The sequence below is a fragment of the Xanthomonas sp. NCPPB 2586 genome, from assembly GCF_041475775.2.
Taxonomy (GTDB): Bacteria; Pseudomonadota; Gammaproteobacteria; order Xanthomonadales; family Xanthomonadaceae; genus Xanthomonas; species Xanthomonas campestris.
In genome coordinates this window covers 3,903,162-3,922,415 of sequence record NZ_CM192981.1, presented here as the reverse complement: position 1 = coordinate 3,922,415, position 19,254 = coordinate 3,903,162, and the positions used below count along the sequence as shown (strand labels likewise).

General features: G+C 67.0%; 19 protein-coding genes, 1 tRNA gene and 1 pseudogene. 12 read left to right on the top strand and 9 right to left on the bottom strand.

The annotated features are described in order from the left end of the window. Nucleotides 1-98: 98 nt before the first annotated feature. A complete protein-coding gene (gene ybaK, locus ACCQ09_RS17135) occupies nucleotides 99-572 on the bottom strand; it encodes a Cys-tRNA(Pro) deacylase (RefSeq protein ID WP_228427869.1) in 474 nt (157 codons plus the stop codon). A gap of 3 nt (nucleotides 573-575) precedes the next feature. Then, nucleotides 576-1,061, bottom strand: coding sequence for an asparaginase domain-containing protein (locus ACCQ09_RS17130; protein ID WP_011036092.1), 486 nt, complete (start codon nucleotides 1,059-1,061; stop codon nucleotides 576-578). Nucleotides 1,062-1,472: 411 nt separating this feature from the next. Here ACCQ09_RS17130 and ACCQ09_RS17125 point away from each other — a divergent pair. Then, nucleotides 1,473-2,689 (top strand): annotated as a pseudogene (locus tag ACCQ09_RS17125) (glycoside hydrolase family 30 beta sandwich domain-containing protein). Between the two features lie 143 nt (nucleotides 2,690-2,832). Here the strand turns inward: ACCQ09_RS17125 and ACCQ09_RS17120 are convergent. Continuing rightward, nucleotides 2,833-3,177 (bottom strand): DUF2069 domain-containing protein, encoded by a 345-nt coding sequence (locus tag ACCQ09_RS17120; RefSeq protein WP_042596313.1) that lies wholly within the window; start codon nucleotides 3,175-3,177, stop codon nucleotides 2,833-2,835. Further along, nucleotides 3,174-3,770 carry an NAD(P)H:quinone oxidoreductase gene (gene wrbA, locus ACCQ09_RS17115; RefSeq protein WP_014506797.1) on the bottom strand — a complete coding sequence of 199 codons (597 nt, stop codon included), beginning with the start codon at nucleotides 3,768-3,770 and terminating at the stop codon, nucleotides 3,174-3,176. Before wrbA ends, ACCQ09_RS17120 begins: the two co-directional genes overlap by 4 nt. A gap of 112 nt (nucleotides 3,771-3,882) precedes the next feature. On the opposite strand from wrbA, the gene ACCQ09_RS17110 reads away from it, so the two are divergent. The 4 genes from ACCQ09_RS17110 (at nucleotide 3,883) to ACCQ09_RS17095 (ending at nucleotide 7,348) form a co-directional block, all read left to right on the top strand. Further along, a complete protein-coding gene (locus ACCQ09_RS17110; protein WP_011036096.1) occupies nucleotides 3,883-5,160 on the top strand; it encodes a YihY family inner membrane protein in 1,278 nt (425 codons plus the stop codon). Beyond that, entirely contained in the window at nucleotides 5,157-5,771 is a 615-nt protein-coding gene (locus ACCQ09_RS17105) for a TlpA family protein disulfide reductase (RefSeq protein WP_014506799.1), read from the top strand. Before ACCQ09_RS17110 ends, ACCQ09_RS17105 begins: the two co-directional genes overlap by 4 nt. Further along, a complete protein-coding gene (locus tag ACCQ09_RS17100; protein WP_012439131.1) occupies nucleotides 5,771-6,037 on the top strand; it encodes an acylphosphatase in 267 nt (88 codons plus the stop codon). The genes ACCQ09_RS17105 and ACCQ09_RS17100 overlap by 1 nt, the downstream gene beginning before the upstream one ends. An 87-nt stretch (nucleotides 6,038-6,124) precedes the next feature. Beyond that, on the top strand, nucleotides 6,125-7,348 hold the full coding sequence (locus tag ACCQ09_RS17095; RefSeq protein WP_228427870.1) for a hypothetical protein: 1,224 nt from the start codon (nucleotides 6,125-6,127) through the stop codon (nucleotides 7,346-7,348). On the opposite strand, the gene ppk2 is transcribed toward ACCQ09_RS17095, so the two are convergent. The 5 genes from ppk2 to hemA form a co-directional block, all read right to left on the bottom strand. Further along, entirely contained in the window at nucleotides 7,330-8,112 is a 783-nt protein-coding gene (gene ppk2, locus ACCQ09_RS17090) for a polyphosphate kinase 2 (RefSeq protein ID WP_011036100.1), read from the bottom strand. The genes ACCQ09_RS17095 and ppk2 overlap by 19 nt on opposite strands. A gap of 30 nt (nucleotides 8,113-8,142) precedes the next feature. Continuing rightward, nucleotides 8,143-8,661, bottom strand: coding sequence for a molybdenum cofactor biosynthesis protein B (moaB, locus tag ACCQ09_RS17085; protein ID WP_228427871.1), 519 nt, complete (start codon nucleotides 8,659-8,661; stop codon nucleotides 8,143-8,145). Nucleotides 8,662-9,281: 620 nt separating this feature from the next. After that, entirely contained in the window at nucleotides 9,282-10,988 is a 1,707-nt protein-coding gene (locus ACCQ09_RS17080; RefSeq protein WP_228427872.1) for an O-linked N-acetylglucosamine transferase, SPINDLY family protein, read from the bottom strand. Continuing rightward, nucleotides 10,985-12,070: a peptide chain release factor 1 gene (prfA, locus tag ACCQ09_RS17075; protein ID WP_011036103.1), complete on the bottom strand. Its 1,086-nt coding sequence runs from the start codon at nucleotides 12,068-12,070 to the stop codon at nucleotides 10,985-10,987. The genes ACCQ09_RS17080 and prfA overlap by 4 nt, the downstream gene beginning before the upstream one ends. Beyond that, complete coding sequence (gene hemA / locus ACCQ09_RS17070; protein ID WP_014506804.1) at nucleotides 12,048-13,346, bottom strand: glutamyl-tRNA reductase; 1,299 nt, start codon at nucleotides 13,344-13,346, stop codon at nucleotides 12,048-12,050. The genes prfA and hemA overlap by 23 nt, the downstream gene beginning before the upstream one ends. A 65-nt stretch (nucleotides 13,347-13,411) precedes the next feature. Here hemA and ACCQ09_RS17065 point away from each other — a divergent pair, with 65 nt between their 5' ends. The 7 genes from ACCQ09_RS17065 (at nucleotide 13,412) to pth (ending at nucleotide 19,217) form a co-directional block, all read left to right on the top strand. Next, nucleotides 13,412-15,100, top strand: a complete 1,689-nt coding sequence (locus ACCQ09_RS17065; protein WP_228427873.1) for a tetratricopeptide repeat protein — start codon at nucleotides 13,412-13,414, stop codon at nucleotides 15,098-15,100. Beyond that, complete coding sequence (gene lolB / locus ACCQ09_RS17060; protein ID WP_014506807.1) at nucleotides 15,097-15,753, top strand: lipoprotein insertase outer membrane protein LolB; 657 nt, start codon at nucleotides 15,097-15,099, stop codon at nucleotides 15,751-15,753. Before ACCQ09_RS17065 ends, lolB begins: the two co-directional genes overlap by 4 nt. Next, nucleotides 15,735-16,622, top strand: coding sequence for a 4-(cytidine 5'-diphospho)-2-C-methyl-D-erythritol kinase (gene ispE / locus ACCQ09_RS17055; RefSeq protein WP_040941715.1), 888 nt, complete (start codon nucleotides 15,735-15,737; stop codon nucleotides 16,620-16,622). The genes lolB and ispE overlap by 19 nt, the downstream gene beginning before the upstream one ends. A 3-nt stretch (nucleotides 16,623-16,625) precedes the next feature. Next, nucleotides 16,626-16,702 (top strand) — tRNA-Gln (locus tag ACCQ09_RS17050). A 185-nt stretch (nucleotides 16,703-16,887) separates the two neighbouring features. Beyond that, complete coding sequence (locus tag ACCQ09_RS17045) at nucleotides 16,888-17,847, top strand: ribose-phosphate diphosphokinase (protein WP_011269977.1); 960 nt, start codon at nucleotides 16,888-16,890, stop codon at nucleotides 17,845-17,847. A 108-nt stretch (nucleotides 17,848-17,955) separates the two neighbouring features. Next, entirely contained in the window at nucleotides 17,956-18,585 is a 630-nt protein-coding gene (locus tag ACCQ09_RS17040; RefSeq protein ID WP_040941714.1) for a 50S ribosomal protein L25/general stress protein Ctc, read from the top strand. 50 nt (nucleotides 18,586-18,635) lie between these two features. Beyond that, on the top strand, nucleotides 18,636-19,217 hold the full coding sequence (gene pth / locus ACCQ09_RS17035; RefSeq protein ID WP_040941713.1) for an aminoacyl-tRNA hydrolase: 582 nt from the start codon (nucleotides 18,636-18,638) through the stop codon (nucleotides 19,215-19,217). The last annotated feature ends 37 nt before the right edge of the window (nucleotides 19,218-19,254 follow it).

The window sequence follows — 19,254 nt, the reverse complement described above, 5'->3', positions numbered from 1 at the left end:
GGCAGTGACGCGCTGGCGCCTCAGGCAAGGTGCCAGCGCGTTTCTATGTATGGCGGACGCAAGGCTGGCTTGCCTGCATTATTGCGGGCGTGGCGGGCTCACTCGCAGAGCGGGTAAGCGCGCGCGCCGAGGACGTGCACAATCTCGGCGCCGGCCAGTTCCAACAGCAAGCCGCGCTGGCCGGCGTTGATCCACAGCGCAGGTGCGTCGAGCACGCTGGATTCGATCAGCACCGGCGCTGGCCGCTGCTGCCCGAGCGGGCTGATGCCACCCACCTTGTAGCCGGTGCGGCGTTCGGCATCGGCCACCTCCATCATGCGCGCGGACTTGCCACCGCAGGCGCTGGCAAGGATCTTCAACGACAACCGGCGGTCGCACGGGATCACCACGCAGATCGCGTGCTCGTCCACCCAGGTCATCAGGGTCTTGAGCACCTGGTGCGGCGGCAGTTGCAGCGCCTGTGCGGCTTGCAGGCCCTTTGCATCGGCATCGGCCTGGTACGGATAAGGATGCAGCACATAGGCCACGCCGGCCGCATCCAGTGCACGGGTTGCGCGGGTGGCCTTGCTCATCGTTTAGACCGGTTCGAACCGGTTGGCCGCCACGTTCTTGCGCACCGTTTCCGGGTTCCAGATCCGTCCGTTCATGGCGATGTAGACGCCGGCCGGCAGCGTCTGGACGGCCCCGACCGCGCAGCCGATGTTGAACTCGGCATCGGAGCCGCGAAAGCGCGCCGGATTGAGTGCGCCGGTCATCACGATGGTCTTGTCGGCGATCGACTGCAGCACCTTGCCGGTTTCCACCATCGAATCGGTGCCGTGGGTGATCAGCACCTGCCGGGCGGGCTGCGCCTGGATGGTGGCGCGGATCAGCTCGCGGTCTTCCTGGGTGATGTGCAACGAATCCTTGCGGATGATCGGGATGACCGTGAAGCGGAAGGTCACGCCCAGTTCCTTGAGGATCTGGCCGATCTGCGGGTCGCCGATCTGGTAGTCCGATTTGTCGTCGAAGTAGATCTTGTCGATCGTGCCACCGGTGGTGACGATCAGGAGGTCTTCCATTGCTGCAGGTCCTGTAGGGCCGGCGCGGTGCAAGGCCGCGCGAGGGCCGCCATGATACGGCGCTGGCGCCAGCGGTGCAGGCGATGGCCGGGCAGGGCGCATTCCGATGTATGACGCCGCAGGGTGAGGTGTGGTGCACTGCCGCAGCGGTGACGCGGGCGCGTGCGTCACCGCACGCACTCCTTCCTGCGCCATCCGTTCGCTGCATGACAGCGCCGCGTTCTGGGATGCCATGCCCATTCAAGTGTCATCGGCCACGCGCACACTCCACACGCCGTTTCACTGGTCGCGATCGCTTTGTTGCGCGGCCGTGCGAGGCAGCAATGCCAACGCGCTGTGCAACGGCTGCCTGTGCGCGCACGGTCGTCGATGCGTTGGGTTGGCGCCTTCGTTCAATTTGGGAGATGACGCATGAAGCCTTCCGTGTTGCTGCGTGCCGTAGTGCCGTTGATAGGGTTGTGCCTTACCGCCACTGCCGCTGCGCAAACTGTCACGGTCAACCCGAACCAGGCGTACCAGACGGTGCGCGGATTCGGCGGGATGAATGGTGCGGGATGGATCAACGATCTGACCCCCGCGCAGGTGGACCTTGCCTATGGCAGCGGCAACGGACAGATCGGCCTGTCGATCCTGCGCATGCGCATCGACCCCTCCAGCAGTGGCTGGAGCCTGCAGGTTCCCACCGCCGCGCGCGTGCGCGCGCTGGGTGGCATATTGTTCGCCACGCCGTGGTCGCCGCCGGCGTACATGAAGTCCAACAAAAGCCTGGTCAAGGGCGGCAGTTGTTGTCCACCTCGTACGCCGCCTACACCACGCATCTGCTGGATTTCGCCAACCACCTCTCGGCGCGCAATGCGCCGCTGTACGCGATCTCGCTGCAGAACGAGCCGGATTGGCATCCAGACTATGAATCCGCAGACTGGAATGGCAGCGACTTCGTCAACTATCTCAACGCGGAAGGTGGGAAGTTCGGCGCATTGAAGGTGATCGTGGGCGAATCGGTTGGCTTCACCTTTTCCATCACCGACCCGGTGCTCAACAACGCCAAGGCCAGCCAGGCCACGTCCATCGTCGCCGGGCATCTGTACGGCGCGCAGCCAAAGGATTACGCACTGGCGCGCAGCAAGGGCAAGCAGGTCTGGATGACCGAGCACTACACCGACACCAGCGATGGCAATGCGTGGCCGTCGGCGTTGGGCGTTGCGAGCGAGCTGCATCAGAGCATGGTCGCCAACTACAACGCCTACATCTGGTGGTACATCCGCCGCAGTTACGGGTTGATCAGCGAAGGTGGTTCGGTCAGCAAGCGCGGGTATGTGATGTCGCAGTTCGCGCGGTTTGTGCGGCCAGGCTCGATCCGGATCGGTGCCACCGAGCACCCGTATGCGGACGTGTCCACCACGGCGTACCGCACGCCGGACAACAAGATCGTGGTGGTGGCGGTCAACACCGGCACCGCCCACCAGCGACTGGATCTGACCGTGCCGGCCGGCGCTGCCACGCAGTTCGTCAAATACACCACCTCATCCAGCCTCAACGCCGGCTATGCCGGTGCGTACACGGTGAGCGGCGGCAAGACCTCGCTGTATATCGACCCGCAGAGCATCGCCACGCTGGTGGGGCAGTAACAGGCAGGCAGGCGGGCGCTGCGGTGAAGGTGGCAGGCAATTGAGTGCGCTGCCCACGGCAATGACCTCGCCGTGACGGTGTGAGTCCACGGCCAGTGGAGCGGGCAGTTCGTCCGCCCCACTGGCCGCCTGCGCAACCCGCGTTAGCGCGGAGCGCGGCGCTTGCCGAACCGCGCGGCTACGCCATGGCCGCTGACCAGCGCCACCACCAGCAGGGCCAGCAGCAATTCCAGCCAGGCCAGCCCACGCACGCCGGGCGCGCTCCAGGCGGCCATGATGCCGTGGCTGAACCAGCCCAGCGCAAACACGCCGGCCCAGAAGCGCGCACGCGCGCTGCGCACGGCGCCCATGGCCATCAGCAGCGGCGGCAGCGCGAACACCAGCAACGCGGCGACGCGATGGCGGTCATCGTGAAACCACACCACGAACAACGCCGACAGGGCCAGCAAGGCGGCGGTGAGCAGCCAGTGCGCGGCGCGCCGGCTCACGGGGTTGCCAGCCGCCGGGCGATATCGGCCACGCGCCGGCCCAGGGCGCGTGCCAGCACGGCTTCCTCGTCGCTGGGCTGCGGGTCGCCACCCGCACCGGAGACATGGCTGGCGCCATACGGCGTGCCGCCGCTGGTGGTGTGGCTGAGGGCTGTTTCGGTAAACGGGATGCCGACGATCAGGCAGCCGTGGTGCAGCAGCGGCAGGTGCATCGACAACAGCGTGGATTCCTGGCCGCCGTGCATCGAGGCGGTGGAGGTGAACACGGCCGCCGGTTTGCCGGCCAGGGTGCCGTTGGCCCATTCGGCGCCCAGGCTGTCGAGGAAGTGCTTCATCGGCGCGGCCATGTTGCCGAAACGCGTCGGGCTGCCCAGCAGCACGCCGGCGCATTCGGCCAGATCCGCAGCGTCCACATACGGGGCGCCTTCGTCGGGCACCGGCGGGGCGCTGGTCTGGGTGACCGCCGCCACCGGCGGGACCGTGCGCAGCCGCGCGCTCATGCCGGGCACTTCGCCAATGCCGCGCGCGATCTGCCGCGCCAGCCGCGCCACCGAACCGCCACGGCTGTAGTACAGCACCAGAATTTCCGTCATCGCGCATCTGCCGCCTGTGTGAGGTGGCCGCAGTATCGGCGATGGCGTGGCCTGGCTGCACGCCGCAGGTGCGGCAAGGCCGCGATGACGACGCTTCGGTTACCCTTGCCCGATGTCGCGTGTGAACACCATGCATCAGTGGAAGGAACGCCTGCGGGACCGTGCACGCACGGCCAGCTTCGGGCGTTTTCTGTGGCGCCGTTTCCTGGACGACCGGCTGTTCCAGGCGGCCGCGTCGCTGGCCTACACCACGGTGTTTGCGCTGGTGCCGCTGGCGATCGTGGTGTTTGGCGTGTTGTCGGCGTTTCCGGCATTCAACGAGTGGAAGGACGCGCTCACCGACTTCATCTTCAATAACTTCGTGCCGGGCGCGGCGCGCTCGGTGCAGAACTACCTCAACCGGTCGCTCGAGGATCTGGGCAAGTTCACCGTGGCCGGCATGGTGGCGCTGGTAGCCTCGTTGCTGATCACCCTGCACAGCATCGAGCAGACCTTCAACAGCATCTGGCGCGTGGCCGCGGCCCGGCCCAAGGTGACGCGCTTTCTGATCTATTGGACGGTGCTGACGCTGGGCACGATGCTGGCGGCCGCGTCGATGGCCATGGCTGCGTATGTGTTCGCGCTGCCGCTGTTCCGCACCACCGAAGGCCAATGGCTGGCCGAATTCGCCTGGCGGCTGGCACCGATGGCGGTGGAGTTCGTCTGCATCGTGCTGATCTACCGCGTGGTGCCGCAGCATGCGGTGCGGCTGCGGCATGCCCTGCCGGGCGCGCTGCTGGCGGTGATCCTGATGGAAATCGTCAAGTGGGGCTTCGGCTTTTACCTGGGCAATTTCCAGACCTATCAGCGCATCTATGGCGCATTGTCGGCGCTGCCGATCCTGCTGCTGTGGATCTACCTGAGCTGGGTGTCGGTGTTGCTGGGCGCGTCGCTGGCGTCGTCGATGTCGGCGTTCCGCTACCAGCCCGAAGCCATGCGGCTGCCGCCGGGATTCGAGATCTACGGCCTGCTGCGCCTGCTCGGGCGCTTCCGCCAGGCCCGCCTGCACGGCAACGGGCTGGACGAAGACCGCATCCTGGCGCTGGAGCCCATGCTCACCGACACCTTGATGCAGGAGCTGCTGTGCGAGCTCAAACGTATCCGCCTGCTGCGCCGTGACGAGCGCGGCAACTGGCTGCTGGCGCGCGACCTGGACGTGGTGCCGCTGGCCGAGCTGTACGAAAGCTGCCAGCTGCGGGTGCCGGTCGAAGACCGCCCTTTGCCGTGCCGCGACGACCCCTATGGCCAGGCCGCCGCCGCCGCGCTGGAACAATTGCGTCAACCGCTGCGCAGTGTGCTGGCGCAGCCGGTCGGCGACCTCTATACCCACCTTCCGGGAGACCCTCCATGACCCTGCGTTCGTTGATGCGCGGCGCCTGCGCGCTGCTGTTGCCGTTGGTCCTGCTCACCGCCTGCAAGCCCACCGGCGAGGGCGCATCGACCACGGCGTCACCGGCGCCCACGCCCGCCGACCAGGCGCCGGCGACCCCGCCGGCCGGCACTGACCCGGCCGCTGCGTCCACCACTAGTTCGGTGGTGCAGAAAACTGCCGAGATGCCGACTCTGTCGCTGCCCACCGTGTCCGGCGAGACCTACGACCTGGCCGCGCACCGCGGCAAGTGGGTGGTGGTGAACTTCTGGGCCACCTGGTGTGCGCCGTGCCTGAAGGAAATGCCCGAGCTGTCGGCGCTGCACACCATGCGCGACTCCATCGAAGTGGTCGGCCTGGCCTACGAGGACATCACCACCGCCGACATGCAGTCCTTCCTCAAGGATCACCCGGTGTCGTATCCGGTGGCCATCCTGGACCCGTACCAGCCGCCGCAGGACTTCGCCACCCCGCGCGGGCTGCCGATGACCTACCTGATCGGCCCCGATGGCAAGGTGGCCAAGCAGTTCCTCGGCCCGGTCACCGCGCGCGACATCGAGACCGCAGTGGGCATTACCGGCAAGGCCGGCTGATGCAGGCGGCACGCTTCATCGTCACCGGCGTCGTGCAGGGCGTGTTCTTCCGCGCCTCCACGCGCGAGCGGGCGCTGGCGCTGCAACTGCGCGGACATGCGCGCAACCAGGCGGACGGCAGCGTGGAAGTTGTCGCCGCCGGTTCCGCTGCAGCATTGGAGGCACTCGAACACTGGCTCTGGCAGGGCTCGCCAGCGAGCAAGGTCGCGTCTGTCACGCGCACGCCGTGCGCGATTCCGACGACTGAAGCATTTGTAACCGGCTAGCCAAAAGTTGCCTGAGCAGGGCAACAGACTTGCGTTTCCTCGCCGATAACCTGGATGTCCACGCGATCAGGCGTGCAGGGGAAATGTATGGCAGCTCCATCTCAAGACCAGAACAGTGGGCGCGACCTGCCCGAACCTCGCAGTGCATCGGCGCAGCTGGCGCCGTGGCTGTATCTGGGCGCGCTGCTGGGCAGCGGCTGGCTGTTGTTCCTGCACCCAGCCACGCGGGTGTTGCGCCCCGAGCAGGCCGCCGCCAGCTGGCTGCTGGCGTGGGTCTTCGCCGGCATCGTGCTGGGTGCGGTGCTGTGGAGCCTGCGCCTGGCGCGGCGCGGGCTGGGCGAGCCGTCGGCCAGCTATCCGTTGTCTGCACGTCTTCCCGATTCCTGGGCCGATGCCTACGCCGCGCTGTTGCGGCCAGCCACGGCAGCACCACTCGCCCCGGCCAAGCCTGATCCGGCGAACGCGCTGCGTGGCGCCGCCTGGCACCGCTTTGGCGGCGGCATGCTAAACGTCGACGCCTTCGATCCGAACAACGCCACCCGCGCGCCGTGGGATGCGCTGGACAGCCAGGCCTGCATCGCGCGCCTGGACGAACTGCGCCCCGCCTGGCAAAACGCCAGCGCCAACCGCGCGCAGCAGCAGGAACGCCGTTATTGGCTGGATGTGGTGCTGTCGCTGCTCGATCACGGCGTGATGCGCCCGCTGCAGGACGGCTATCTGCCCGACACCGCCGCGCTGCGGACCGAACGTCTGTTGTTGGGCGCCGACGCCGGCCCGCTGGTGCTGGCCGACGTACCGGCCCTGTTCGCCCGCCGCCTGGTGCTGGCCATCGAGGCCATGCCATCGCCGCAGCGCGACGGTGCGCTCGCGCAATGGCAGCTGTTGCAGCAGTTGCATGCCCTGATCGCCGAAAGCCGCGTGCTGGACGAGCGCTCGCAGGTGATCCAGGTGCTCGCCTGGAACCCGGATGTGGACCTGGACCAGGTGGAAGTGGCCTACATCCTGGCCGCCGAATACCGCCAGGGCATGCGCGACTGGCTACGCCGCGCGGCCACGGTGCGCCTGCCCGACACCGCGCTGCGCCTGGACGAAGTGCTGTTGGCGTCCTGCAGCCCGCTCGGGCCGCAGACCGACGATGTCGACTACATCGAGGCCATGCGCCCGTTGCACCGCGGCTTCATGCAGTTGTTCGCCCAGCGCCTGAGCCAGTTGGTGGTGCAGGCCGAGCAGGTCGAAGGCCAGGCGGGCGTGCATCCGCTGCCGCGCGCCACCGCCGCCAGCGACGAAGTCTCTCAGGACTGGCCGGCGTAATCGTCGATCGGGGTCAGCACGCCGTAGTGCTCCTTGTGCAGCTTGCCGTCCAGTGGCGGCAGCGGCAGCAGCTCCTGCGGCACCGAGGTATCCGGCAGCCGGTCCAGCAGATCACGGATCAGGCTCAGCCGCCCGCGCTTCTGGTCATTGAAATCCACCAGCGTCCACGGCGCTTGCGCAGTGTGGGTGGCCTGCAGCATGCGTTCGCGCGCGGCGGTGTAGTCGTCGTACTTGGCGCGTGATTGCAGGTCCACCGGCGACAGCTTCCAGCCCTTGAGCGGATCTGCGTGGCGCTCGGCAAAGCGTTCCTCCTGCTCGGCCTGATCCACGCATAGCCAGTACTTGAACAGCAGGATGCCGTCGTCGACCAGCAATTGTTCGAAGCGCGGTGCCTGCTCCAGAAACGCCTGGTACTGCGCGTCGGTGCAATAGCCCATCACGCGCTCCACGCCGGCGCGGTTGTACCAGCTGCGATCCATCAGCACCAACTCGCCGGCCGCCGGCAAATGCGTTACGTAACGCTGGAAATACCACTGCGTGCTTTCGCGATCGCTCGGCTTGGGCAACGCCACCACGCGGCATTGGCGCGGATTGAGATGGCTGGCGATGGTTTGAATCACGCCACCCTTGCCGGCGGTGTCGCGGCCTTCCACCAGCACCAGCGCGCGCTGGTTGGTGTGCTGCAGCCAGCGTGCCATGCCGACCAGCTCCAGCTGCAGCGGTTCCAGCAGTTTCTTGTAGGCCTTGCGTTTGAGGTGCGACATGCGCGTTCCGCCAGCGATGGAGCGCGCAGGCTATTCGCTCAGCCGTGGACGCAGTGTCGCCAGGTTGCAGGGCTTGGTGCGCGCATCCAGCTGCGCACGCACGATCTGTTCCCACGCGGTGCGGCAGGCCGAAGTGGAACCGGGCAGGCAGAACACGAAGCTGTGGTTGGCCAGGCCGGCAAACGCGCGTGACTGCAGCGACGAGGTGCCGATTTCCGCAACGCTGATGGCGCGGAACATCTCGCCAAAGCCCGGCATCAGCTTGTCCAGCAGCGGGGTGATCGCCTCGGGCGTGGAATCGCGCCCGGTGAAGCCGGTGCCACCGGTCACCAGGATGCCGTCCACCTGCGCATCGGCGATCCAGGCGGAGACAATTGCACGCATGCAATAGCGATCGTCCGGGCACAACGCACGCGCATGCAGCACGTGGCCCTCGTGGGTGAGCGCGTCGACCAGATAATCGCCGGAGCGGTCATCGGCCAGGGTGCGGCTGTCGGACACCGTCAGTACGCACAGGTGCAAGGGAATGAAGTCGAGATTGGAAGGCATGACGCCAGCCTAGCGAGCCTGGACGGCCGGGTACAGCACCACGGCGTGAAGCCGCACAACGTCAGTCGCAGTCGAGGGTCCGCTGATACTGGCAATTAGCAACTGACAGCTCGTGGCAAATCGATAAGCCGCTCTCCCTTGGGGGGAGAAGGCACAGCTTGCGCGCCACTGGTGTGCGTGCCGCCGAGCGCCCTCGCCGCAAGGTTGGACGCCCCTCTCCCTCCGGAAGAGGGACTGGGGTGAGGGTACGGCGAAGCAAGATGCCTGTCCGTACTAGCTTCGGTGAGGGGGCGGCAGCGCGGCCGGGGATCGGCTCCTCGGCTCGGTCAGACATCCTGTCTGACTCGCCGCCGCGGCACATCCCTGTGCCGCTCTACGCCAATCCCCGGCCACGCTGCCGCCTCGGCACTTCATTACGGTGACTTCGAGGAGTTTGAACGCGATAGTGAGGAAGTTGTCTGGAGCCCCTCTCCCGTTGGGGCGAGGAGGCACAGCTTGCGCGCCATGCGCGCGCGTGGCTTGGAGCGCCCGCGCCGCAAGCGCGGGCCGGGGTGTGGAGCGGGGGTGGGGTGAGGGTACGGCGGAAGACAGCCATCTATTCTGAAAGCAAAAAGTCAGCGCTAGATTCCCAGCCAACCATGACGTCGCGCGAGTGCCTGCGAAAACGCACCAAAATCATCCGCAAACCCGTCCATATGAAACACCCCGGACGCACGGCGCAGTATATCCACCCGCGCACGCAACGCCATCAACGCCGCCGGATCACTCGCCAACGCCACCGCCTTGGCAACAAACGCGGCGTCGTCCACCACATTCATCTCATCCAACCCAAGATGATGATTCAAGCTGCCAGCGACCCGCGCGGCAAACGTCTCCCCAGGCGTCGTCAATACCGGGCAACCCACCCATAGCGCGTCCGATGCAGTGGTATGCGCGTTGTACGGATGCGTATCCAAGAACAGATCCGCATGCCGGTAGCGCGCCAGGTACTGTGGATGCGGCAACTTCGGCATGAACACCAGGCGCTGCGCGTCAACGCCTTGCGCGTGTGCGAATGCACGCAGACGCGCATCGGCCTCGCCCGGCCCGGACAGCAGCCACAGCACGCTATCAGGCACTGCGCGCAGCACGGCCAGCATGCGCGCCATGCTGCGCGGGTTGAGTTTGTAGCTGTTGTTGAAGCAGCACAGCACCACGCCCTGCGCGGGCAAGCCGCACTGCGTACGCGAAGGCGGTTCGGCAACTACGCGCGAGGTGTCCGACGGCTGAAATGCACCTTGCAAGCGCAACACGTGCTCGCTGTAGAACGGCTCCAGCGACGGCGGCAGCGCGAACGCATCGCCCAGCACGTAATCCATCCACGGCGCGCCGGAGGTGCCCGGATACGCCAGCCAGTTGACCTGCACCGGTGCCGGGCGCAACGCGAACACTTCCGGGCGCCCGCCGCCGCCCCAGCCACGCAGGTCGAACAACAGATCGATGCCGTGGTGGCGGATGTGCTGCGCGGTGGCCAGATGCCCGAGTGCGGTGACGTCGTGCAAGGTACTGGCCTGCGCCAGCCGCGTCCGCAGCGTGCTGCCATCGTCACCGCTTGTCGCAAACAGATGCATCTGCAGGTCCGGCTGGCGCCGCTGCAGCGCTTCGAACAAGGCTACGGTCAGCAAGCCGGTGGGATGCGCGCCAAAGCCATTGGAGACGAAGCCCACTCGCAGCGGGCCCTTGCTGCGTACGCGCGTGGGCGCAAGCGGCCGCACGCTGGCGGCGATCGCCTGCGCACGCGTGCGCGCACAGGCCAGTTGCTCGGCGGCGCTGGCATCTTCGCTGAGGAACGCGAACGGCTCCACCGCGCCAACGCCCTGCGCCACGGCGGCGCGCACCTGCGCGGACAGCACATCCAGCGCGCGCCAGTCACACAGCCGGCGCCGCCAGTTGAGCAGTTGCGCGGTGATGTACGGCTCCTCCGGCAACAACTGATGCGCACGCGTGTAAGCGGCGGCAGCGGCTTCGGCCTGGCCGGCATCTTCCAGCGCATGCCCAAGCCACAACGCGATACCGGGGTGTTCTGGAGCAGCATCGGAGGCTTGCTGCAGCAGGACGGCGGCCTCGGCATGGCGCTGTTGCGTCCAGCGTACGCGGCCCAGCCGCGCCACCGCCTCCGGATGGCCAGGGTGCAGCGCGAGGCCGCGCTGTACCGCCATCTCGCCGGCAGTTGTGTCGCCCATGCCCAGCTCCGCGTCGGCCAGCATCAGCCAGGCCACGAAGTCCTGCGGGCGATGGCGCACGGCCGCGCGCAGCTGCAACAGCTCGCGCGGGCCGTCGGCGGTCACGTGCCCTCGCTCAGTCGCGCCAGTTCGTCGGCCTGATGCTCGTGCAGCAAGCGGGCGATCAAGGCATCCAGATCGCCTTCGATGATGTTGGGCAGGTCGTACAAGGTCAGCCCTTCGACGCGGTGGTCGGTAATGCGGCCCTGCGGAAAGCTGTAGGTGCGGATGCGTTGGCTGCGGTCGCCGCTGCCTACCTGCAACTTGCGCGTCTGCGCCTCGGCGGCGGCGGCCTTGCTGCGTTCTGCTTCCACCAATTGCGCCTTCAGGCGCTTCATGGCCTTGTCGCGGTTGGCGTGCTGGCTGCGTTCGGTCTGGCATTCCACCACCACGCCGCTGGGCACGTGGGTGATGCGGATCGCCGATTCGGTCTTGTTGACATGCTGCCCGCCGGCGCCGGACGAGCGGAACGTATCCACTTTCAGGTCGGCCGGATTGATCACGATCTCTTCCACGTCATCGGCTTCGGGGATGATCGCCACGGTCGCGGCCGAGGTGTGGATGCGGCCCTGCGATTCGGTGGCCGGCACGCGTTGCACGCGGTGGGTGCCAGACTCGAATTTCAGCCGCGAATACGCGCCGCGCCCGACCACCCGCGCCACCACTTCCTTGTAGCCGCCGTGCTCGCCGGGGCTGTCGGATTCGATCTCCACCTTCCAGCCCTGGCGCTCGGCGTAGCGCGCGTACATGCGGAACAGATCGCCGGCGAAGATCGCCGCTTCGTCGCCGCCGGTGCCGGCACGCACTTCCAGGAACAGGTTGCCTTCATCGCGCGGGTCGCGCGGCACCAGCAACAGCGCCAGTTGCGCGTCCAGTTCGTCCAGGCGTGCCTGTGCGGCGAGGATTTCTTCCTCAGCCAACTCGCGCATTTCCGGATCGTTGCGCATCGCCTCTGCCGCGCTCAGATCGGCTTTGGCGCGCGCCTCTTCCTGCATGGCCAGCGCCACCGGTTCCAGCTGCGACAGTTCGCGCGACAGGCTGCGGAACTTGTCGTTGTTGCTGACCACCTCCGGATCGGAGAGCAGGTGTTGCAGTTCTTCGCGGCGCTCGGCCAGCGCTTCGAGCTTACGGCGCAGGGTCGGCGTCATCAGTCCTCACGATCGGGGTAGCTACAGGGGGATGGCGGTAACCGGGTTTCTCGGGAAACAGCCGGTCGGCCGCGCTGGTCAGGTCGAGGTCGTTGTTGAGCGCGGCATCGCGCAGTGCGGCGGTTGGCGGATGCAGCAGGCGGTTGGTCAGCGCATGCGCCAACTGTTCCAGCACTTCATCGGCCGGCTTGCCGTTGTTCAATTGCTGCCGCGCCTTGGCCAGCAGTTCGTCGCGGGTACTGTCGCCGAAGGCACGCAGCCGCTTCAGCGGCGCCTGGCGCTCATTGGCCTGCAGCGTTTCCACATAGCGCGCGACCTGCAGGTCGATGATGGCTTCGGCCTGGTCGGCCGCCTCGCGGCGGCTGCGGCGGTTGTCTTCCACCGCGCGTTCCAGGTCGTCCACCGTGTACAGGTAGGCGTCGCTCAGCTCGGCCACCGAGGCCTCGATGTCGCGCGGCACCGCCAGGTCGAACAGCAGCATCGGCTTGCGCTTGCGCGTGCGCAGCGCCTGTTCCACCTGCACCCGGGTCACCACCGGCTCGCGCGCGGCGGTGGCGGAAAACACCACGTCGGCCTCGGCCAGGTGGCGATCCAGCTCGGTCAGCGGCAGCGCCACGCCGCCATGCTGGGTCGCCAGCGTCTGCGCGTGGGCCAGGGTGCGATTGGCGATCAGCAGCCGCCGCACGCGGCCTTCGCTCAGATGCTTGGCCGCCAGTTCGATGGTCTCGCCGGCGCCCACCAGCAGCACCGTCGATTCATTCAGGCGTGCGAACGATTCCTGCGCCAGCCGCACCGCGGTGGATGCCACCGACACCGGGTTGGCACCCACACGGGTGTCGGTGCGCGCGCGCTTGGCCACCGAAAAAGTCTGCTGGAACAGCCGGTCCAGGCCACTGCCCAGCGCGCCGTGCGCGCGTGCCACCGCCCAGGCGTCCTTCACCTGGCCCAGGATCTGCGGCTCGCCGAGCACCATCGAGTCCAGCCCGGTGGCCACGCGGAACAGGTGGCGCACCGCCTCGGCGTCGTGGTGCCGGTACAGATAGCCGCTCAGCCCGGGCGCGTGCGTGTCCAGCCAGGCCACCAGCGTCTGCGGGTCGTCGGCCATCGCATACAGCTCGGTGCGGTTGCAGGTGGACAGCAGCGCGGCCTCGCGCACCTGAGGCAGGGTGCGCAACGAATCGAGCGCGCGCGGCAACGCGTCACCCGCGAACGCCGCGCGTTCGCGCAGGTCCACGGGTGCGGTCTGGTGATTCAGTCCGAGCACCCACAACGTCATTGTTCAGTTGCTTGCGATAAGCTGCTGGCCATTCAGGGCCCCATTTTACGGCCCGGTTGCCCCCGATGCCTGTACCGATTCGCATCCTGAGTGTTCTTTTGCTGGCCACAGTGTCGACCAGCGCCATCGCAGCACCGAAAAAAGCACCGCCCGCCCCCCCGGCAGCCACTGCCGGCAGCGCCTCGCTGGAGCCGGTCCTGGCAGGCGAATTCGCCTTGCAGGCCGGGCAGTTGGACGAAGCAGCGCGCGCTTACCTGGATGGCGCCAAGGCCGAAGCGGGCGACGCCGGGCTGGCCGAGCGGGCCGCCCGCATCGCCATGCTGGCCAACGATGACGCACGCGCCATCGAGGCCCTGGCCCTGTGGCGTGCCCGTGCGCCGTCGTCGCTGGCAATGCGCAGCACTGAAGCCTCGCTGGCCTTGCGCCGCAACGATCTGCGCACCGCACGCCGCGACTTGCTTGGCTTGCTCAAGGAAACCGACCCGCGCGGCTGGCGCTTCGCGCTGATCGCCCTGGCCAACGGCGGACGCGAGCCTGACGCTTCGGCCGATGTGCTCGAGGACCTGGTCAAGGCTGGCGCCATTCCCAATCAGATCGAGGCCTGGCAGGAGTTCGGCCGGCTCGCGCTGCGGATGGAGCGCCCGGCGCTGGCCAAGCGCATCGTCGACGAAGTGGTGCGCCGTTTCCCCGAAGAGCCGCGCGTGGCCTTGCTGCACGCCACTCAGTTGCAGCAGGAAGGCAAGAACGACGACGCGCTGGCGCTGCTGAAGAATGTCGAGCCGCAGGCGGTGAAGGACTCCGAGCTGCGCGGCGCGCTGGCGTTCGCCTATGACGCGATGGGCCAGACCGAAGCGGCGGCACGGGTGCTGTCCACCGGCCCGCAAGACACCCAGACCTACGGGCTGCGTGCCTCGATGCTGGCCAAAGAGAAGGACAACACGGCGCTGGCCGCGCTGTACGACGAGCTCAAGGGCAACGCCACCAAGCCCGATCCGGACCGCCGCCTGTTGCTGGGCAAGATCGCCGAATTCCTCAAGCGCTACGACGAGGCAGTGGAGTGGTACCGCGGCGTTCCCGGTGGCCCGCAGCTGAGCGAAGCGCGCCTGCGCGCGGCCAGCGCCTTGTACGAACTTGGCCGCAAGCCCGAAGCGCTCAAGGAAGCCCGTGCCTTGCAGAGCGATGCCAGTGCCGACGACGACGCCCGTCGCGACGCCTACGTGCTGGAGGCCGAGCTGCACCAGCGCGCCGACGATGCACCGGGCGAACTGGACGCCTTTGCCCGCGGGCTGGCGGCCTATCCGGACGACGGTGCGTTGCTGTACGCGCGTGGCCTGGCCTGGGAACGCCGTGACGATGTGCCGCGTGCCGAGGCCGATCTGCGCAAGATCCTGGTTGCCGAGCCGGAAAACGTCGCCGCCCTGAATGCGCTCGGCTACACCCTGGCCGACCGCACCACCCGCTACAAGGAAGCGCTGGCGCTGATCGATCGCGCGCGCACGGCCGCGCCGGACAACCCGGCCATCGTCGACAGCTACGGCTGGGTGCTCTACCGCATGGGCCGCACCAAGGAAGCGCTGGTGCAGCTGCGTCGCGCCTGGGCCCTGGTCAAGGATCCGGAAATCGCCGCGCACGTGGGTGAAGTGCTGTGGGTCAGCGGCAAGCAGGACGAGGCGCGGCGCTACTTCGACGAAGCACGCCGGCTCGACCCGGACAACCGCGCGCTGCAGCGTGCGGTGGAGAAGTTCGGTCTATGAGTCAGGTGATCAGGACGCTGGCCCTCACCGGGCTGGCGCTGGCCGGCCTGTCGGGGTGCGTCAGCGTGCCGCGCGGGCAGGGCGGTGCGGCGCCGGCGGTGGTCGGGCAGGTAAGCGAATCCGCACAGCAGGCTGAAACCGCTCGCCAGGCGTGGCTGCAGGCACATCCGGCGTGGTCGTTCCAGGGCCGGGTGGCGATCAGCAAGGGCCGCGATGGCGGCAGTGGCCGTCTCGATTGGCAGCAGGATGGCCCGCGCTACCACGTGCAATTGAGTGCGCCGGTGACCCGGCAGAGCTGGGTGCTGACCGGCGACACCACCACGGGCGCAGGTCGCCTGGAAGGCCTGGACGGCGGGCCGCGCGCTGGCGCCGATGCGGAGCAGGTGTTGCTGGAGGCCACCGGCTGGACCATTCCGGTCAATCAGATGCCCGACTGGGTGCGCGCCCTGCGCATCGCCGACGCCAGCGCCGCGCGCGTGGACCTGGACGAACACGGCCGGCCGCGCACCGTGCAGCAGGACGGCTGGACCATCGATTTCCTCGAATGGACGCCTGCTAACGCGGCCCAGCCCGAACTGCCGCGTCGGATCGAAGCGCGTAACGGTGACGCCAAGGTGCGCCTGCTGGTCGACCTATGGACGCTCTCGCCCTGATGTCTGCGTCGGACCCTGCCTGGTCGGCCTGGCCTGCACCGGCCAAGCTCAACATGTTCCTGCAGATCATCGGGCGCCGCGCCGATGGCTATCACCTGCTGCAGACCGTGTTCCGCCTGCTCGACTGGGGGGACACCGTTCATGTTCGTTTGCGCACCGACGGCCGGATTCAGCGCATTGGCGCCAGCCTGCCGGGCGTCGCCGAAGACGACGATCTCATGGTGCGTGCGGCGCGCGCGCTACAAATTCATGCCGGCACCGTGCTCGGGGCCGAGCTGCGGGTCGACAAGCGCATCCCCGCCGGCGGTGGCTTCGGTGGCGGCTCCTCGGATGCCGCCACCGTGCTGGTGGCCCTGAATGCCTTGTGGTGCCTGGGCTTGCCGGTCGACACCCTGGCCGAACTGGGCCTGCGCCTAGGCGCCGATGTGCCGGTATTCGTGCGTGGGCACAACGCCTGGGCCGAAGGTGTGGGCGAAAAATTGACCCCGATCAGCCTGCCGCAGGCGGCCTACGTGCTGGTCGACCCCGGTATTCACGTGCCCACGCCGGTCCTGTTTCAATCACAGGAATTGACGCGGGATGCTGCGCCCGCGAAAATAGCGGACTTCGCTTCCGGTTCTCTGCTCGACAATGCGTTCGAGCCGGTCCTGCGGCGCCGGGAACCTGCCATCGAGGCCGTGTTCCAGGCGCTTTCCAGGATCGGAACGCCACGTTTGACAGGGTCGGGGAGCGGTTGTTTCGTCGAATTCGTCACGCGCGCTGCTGCAGAGCAGGCCATGGCGCAGTTGCCGGACAACCTGCGGGCGTGGGTCGTGGAGGGTGCAGCGCACTCGCCATTGCTCGACGCACTGGACGCGATACAAGTTTGATGCAGGGGCGTCGCCAAGAGGCCCAAGGCACCAGGTTTTGATCCTGGCATTCGTAGGTTCGAATCCTACCGCCCCTGCCAGTTGTTGAGAATTTATGCAGATCCCTCTGCACGCGCCGTACCTGCAGATCCCTCTGCAATCGCCCGCGCATCTTCATGCGGGAGTGAGGGAAAGCATGTGCGGATTCAAAAAAGCCTGGCTTGGCGCGCCGTTGTCCCGCTCCGCCATCGACCCGCACGCTCTTTGCCGCCGCCCGAGAGATCTCATGCAAGACCAACGTAATCTGCTGGTGTTCTCCGGCAATGCCAATAAACCGCTTGCCCAAAGCATCTGCAAGGAGCTGGGCGTGCGCATGGGCAAGGCGCTGGTCACGCGCTTCTCCGACGGTGAAGTGCAGGTCGAGATCGAAGAAAGCGTGCGCCGGCAGGAAGTGTTCGTCATCCAGCCGACCTGCGCGCCCAGCGCCGAGAACCTGATGGAACTGCTGGTGCTGATCGACGCGCTCAAGCGCGCCAGCGCCGCGTCCGTCACCGCGGTGATCCCGTATTTCGGGTACTCGCGCCAGGACCGCCGCATGCGCTCCTCGCGCGTGCCGATCACCGCCAAGGTCGCCGCCAAGATGATCTGCGCGATGGAGGCCGACCGTGTGTTGACGGTTGACCTGCATGCCGACCAGATCCAGGGCTTCTTCGATGTGCCGGTCGACAACGTGTACGCCTCGCCGCTGTTGCTGGCCGACATCTGGCGCGCCTACGGCACCGACAACCTGATCGTGGTCTCGCCGGACGTGGGTGGTGTGGTGCGCGCGCGCGCTGTCGCCAAGCGCCTGGACGATGCGGACCTGGCCATCATCGACAAGCGTCGCCCGCGTGCCAACGTCGCCACGGTGATGAACATCATCGGTGACGTGCAGGGCAAGACCTGCGTGCTGGTGGACGACCTGGTCGATACCGCCGGCACCCTGTGCGCGGCTGCTGCTGCACTCAAGCAGCGCGGTGCGCTCAAGGTCGTGGCCTACATCACACACCCGGTGCTGTCCGGCCCGGCGGTGGACAATATCAACAATTCGCAGCTCGACGAGCTGGTGGTCACCGACACGATCCCGCTGAGCGCGGCCGCACGCACGTGCCCCAAGATTCGCCAGCTGAGCGTGGCCGAACTGCTGGCCGAGACCATCCGCCGCATCGCCTTCGGCGAGTCGGTCAGCTCGCTCTACGTCGACTGACAAGTTCTTCGGCATCCGGATGTCCGGGTGCCGCAATCCGTCTCTCCTGGTCGCGGGGGAGACGCTTCATCGCCGCGAGGCGGTGTTCCAACTAGGTAGTGAAATCCAATGGCAAAGACTCATGAAATCAAGGTCGAGCGCCGCGCAGACGAGGGGAAGGGTGCGAGCCGCCGCCTGCGTCACGCTGGCGTTATTCCGGCCATCGTTTACGGTGGCGAACTTGAGCCGGTCAGCATCCAGCTCAACCACGAGCAGATCTGGCTTGCCCAGCAGAACGAGTGGTTCTACTCGTCGATCCTCGACCTGAACCTCAATGGCGACGTGCAGCAGGTGCTGCTGCGTGACATGCAGCGCCATCCGTTCAAGCAGCTGATCATGCACATCGACTTCCAGCGCGTCAGTGCCAACGAGAAGCTCAGTGCTTCGGTGCCGCTGCACTTCATCAACGAAGCAAGCTCGCCGGCTGGCAAGTCGAGCGAAGTGGTCGTGACCCATGAGCTCAACGAAGTCCAGGTGGTCTGCCTGCCGAAGGACCTGCCGGAGTTCATCGAGGTCGATCTGAGCACGCTGGAAGTGGGCACCGTGATCCACTTGTCCGAAATCACCCTGCCGGCCGGCGTGGAGATTCCCGAGCTGAAGCTGGGCAAGGAACACGACGTGGCAGTGGTCATCGCCAAGCACGGTCAGGTGGAAGCCGACGACGTGGCTGACGAAGGCGCTGAAGGCGACGCCAAGTAATCGGCTGGCCGGTGCTGCGTTACTGCGCAGCACCGGCTCCGGTATACCGTATGTCTGCACTACGTCTGATCGTCGGGCTGGGCAATCCCGGTCCCGAACACGCGCAAACCCGGCACAACGCCGGGTTTCGTTTCGTCGATGCGCTCGCCGAGCGCACCGGCGCACGGTGGGGCCTGGACAGCAAGCTGTTCGGCGAAACCGCCAAGGCCGAGATCGCCGGCCACACGGTGTGGTTGATCAAACCCGCCACCTTCATGAATCTCAGTGGCAAGTCGATCACCGCTGCGCTGCGGTTCTGGAAGATCGAGCCGGAGCAACTGCTGGTTGCGCATGACGAGCTGGACCTGGCGCCGGGCACGGCGCGGCTCAAGTTCGACGGCGGCCATGGCGGACAGAATGGCCTGCGTGACACCATCCGTCTGCTCGGGCATGGCAAGTTCCACCGGCTGCGGGTCGGCATCGGTCATCCTGGTCACAAGGACCGCGTGGTGCCCTGGGTGCTGGGGCGTGCCGGGCGCGATGACGACATGGCGATTGGCGAGGCAGTGGATGCGGCCATCGATGCGCTGCCGCTGGCACTGGACGGTAATTTCAACGAGGCGATGAAGCGGCTGCACACCCCAAAAAAATAGAGAATGGGGAATGGGGAATGGTAGGAGCGCTGCTCTG

Coding starts and splice junctions, on each gene's coding strand:
- ybaK (WP_228427869.1), bottom strand. CDS start 572: ATGAGCAAGGCCACCCGCGCAACCCGTGCACTGGATGCGGCCGGCGTG.
- ACCQ09_RS17130 (WP_011036092.1), bottom strand. CDS start 1,061: ATGGAAGACCTCCTGATCGTCACCACCGGTGGCACGATCGACAAGATC.
- wrbA (WP_014506797.1), bottom strand. CDS start 3,770: ATGACGGAAATTCTGGTGCTGTACTACAGCCGTGGCGGTTCGGTGGCG.
- ACCQ09_RS17110 (WP_011036096.1), top strand. CDS start 3,883: ATGTCGCGTGTGAACACCATGCATCAGTGGAAGGAACGCCTGCGGGAC.
- ACCQ09_RS17105 (WP_014506799.1), top strand. CDS start 5,157: ATGACCCTGCGTTCGTTGATGCGCGGCGCCTGCGCGCTGCTGTTGCCG.
- ACCQ09_RS17100 (WP_012439131.1), top strand. CDS start 5,771: ATGCAGGCGGCACGCTTCATCGTCACCGGCGTCGTGCAGGGCGTGTTC.
- ACCQ09_RS17095 (WP_228427870.1), top strand. CDS start 6,125: ATGGCAGCTCCATCTCAAGACCAGAACAGTGGGCGCGACCTGCCCGAA.
- ppk2 (WP_011036100.1), bottom strand. CDS start 8,112: ATGTCGCACCTCAAACGCAAGGCCTACAAGAAACTGCTGGAACCGCTG.
- moaB (WP_228427871.1), bottom strand. CDS start 8,661: ATGCCTTCCAATCTCGACTTCATTCCCTTGCACCTGTGCGTACTGACG.
- prfA (WP_011036103.1), bottom strand. CDS start 12,070: ATGACGCCGACCCTGCGCCGTAAGCTCGAAGCGCTGGCCGAGCGCCGC.
- hemA (WP_014506804.1), bottom strand. CDS start 13,346: ATGACGTTGTGGGTGCTCGGACTGAATCACCAGACCGCACCCGTGGAC.
- ACCQ09_RS17065 (WP_228427873.1), top strand. CDS start 13,412: ATGCCTGTACCGATTCGCATCCTGAGTGTTCTTTTGCTGGCCACAGTG.
- lolB (WP_014506807.1), top strand. CDS start 15,097: ATGAGTCAGGTGATCAGGACGCTGGCCCTCACCGGGCTGGCGCTGGCC.
- ispE (WP_040941715.1), top strand. CDS start 15,735: ATGGACGCTCTCGCCCTGATGTCTGCGTCGGACCCTGCCTGGTCGGCC.
- ACCQ09_RS17045 (WP_011269977.1), top strand. CDS start 16,888: ATGCAAGACCAACGTAATCTGCTGGTGTTCTCCGGCAATGCCAATAAA.
- ACCQ09_RS17040 (WP_040941714.1), top strand. CDS start 17,956: ATGGCAAAGACTCATGAAATCAAGGTCGAGCGCCGCGCAGACGAGGGG.
- pth (WP_040941713.1), top strand. CDS start 18,636: ATGTCTGCACTACGTCTGATCGTCGGGCTGGGCAATCCCGGTCCCGAA.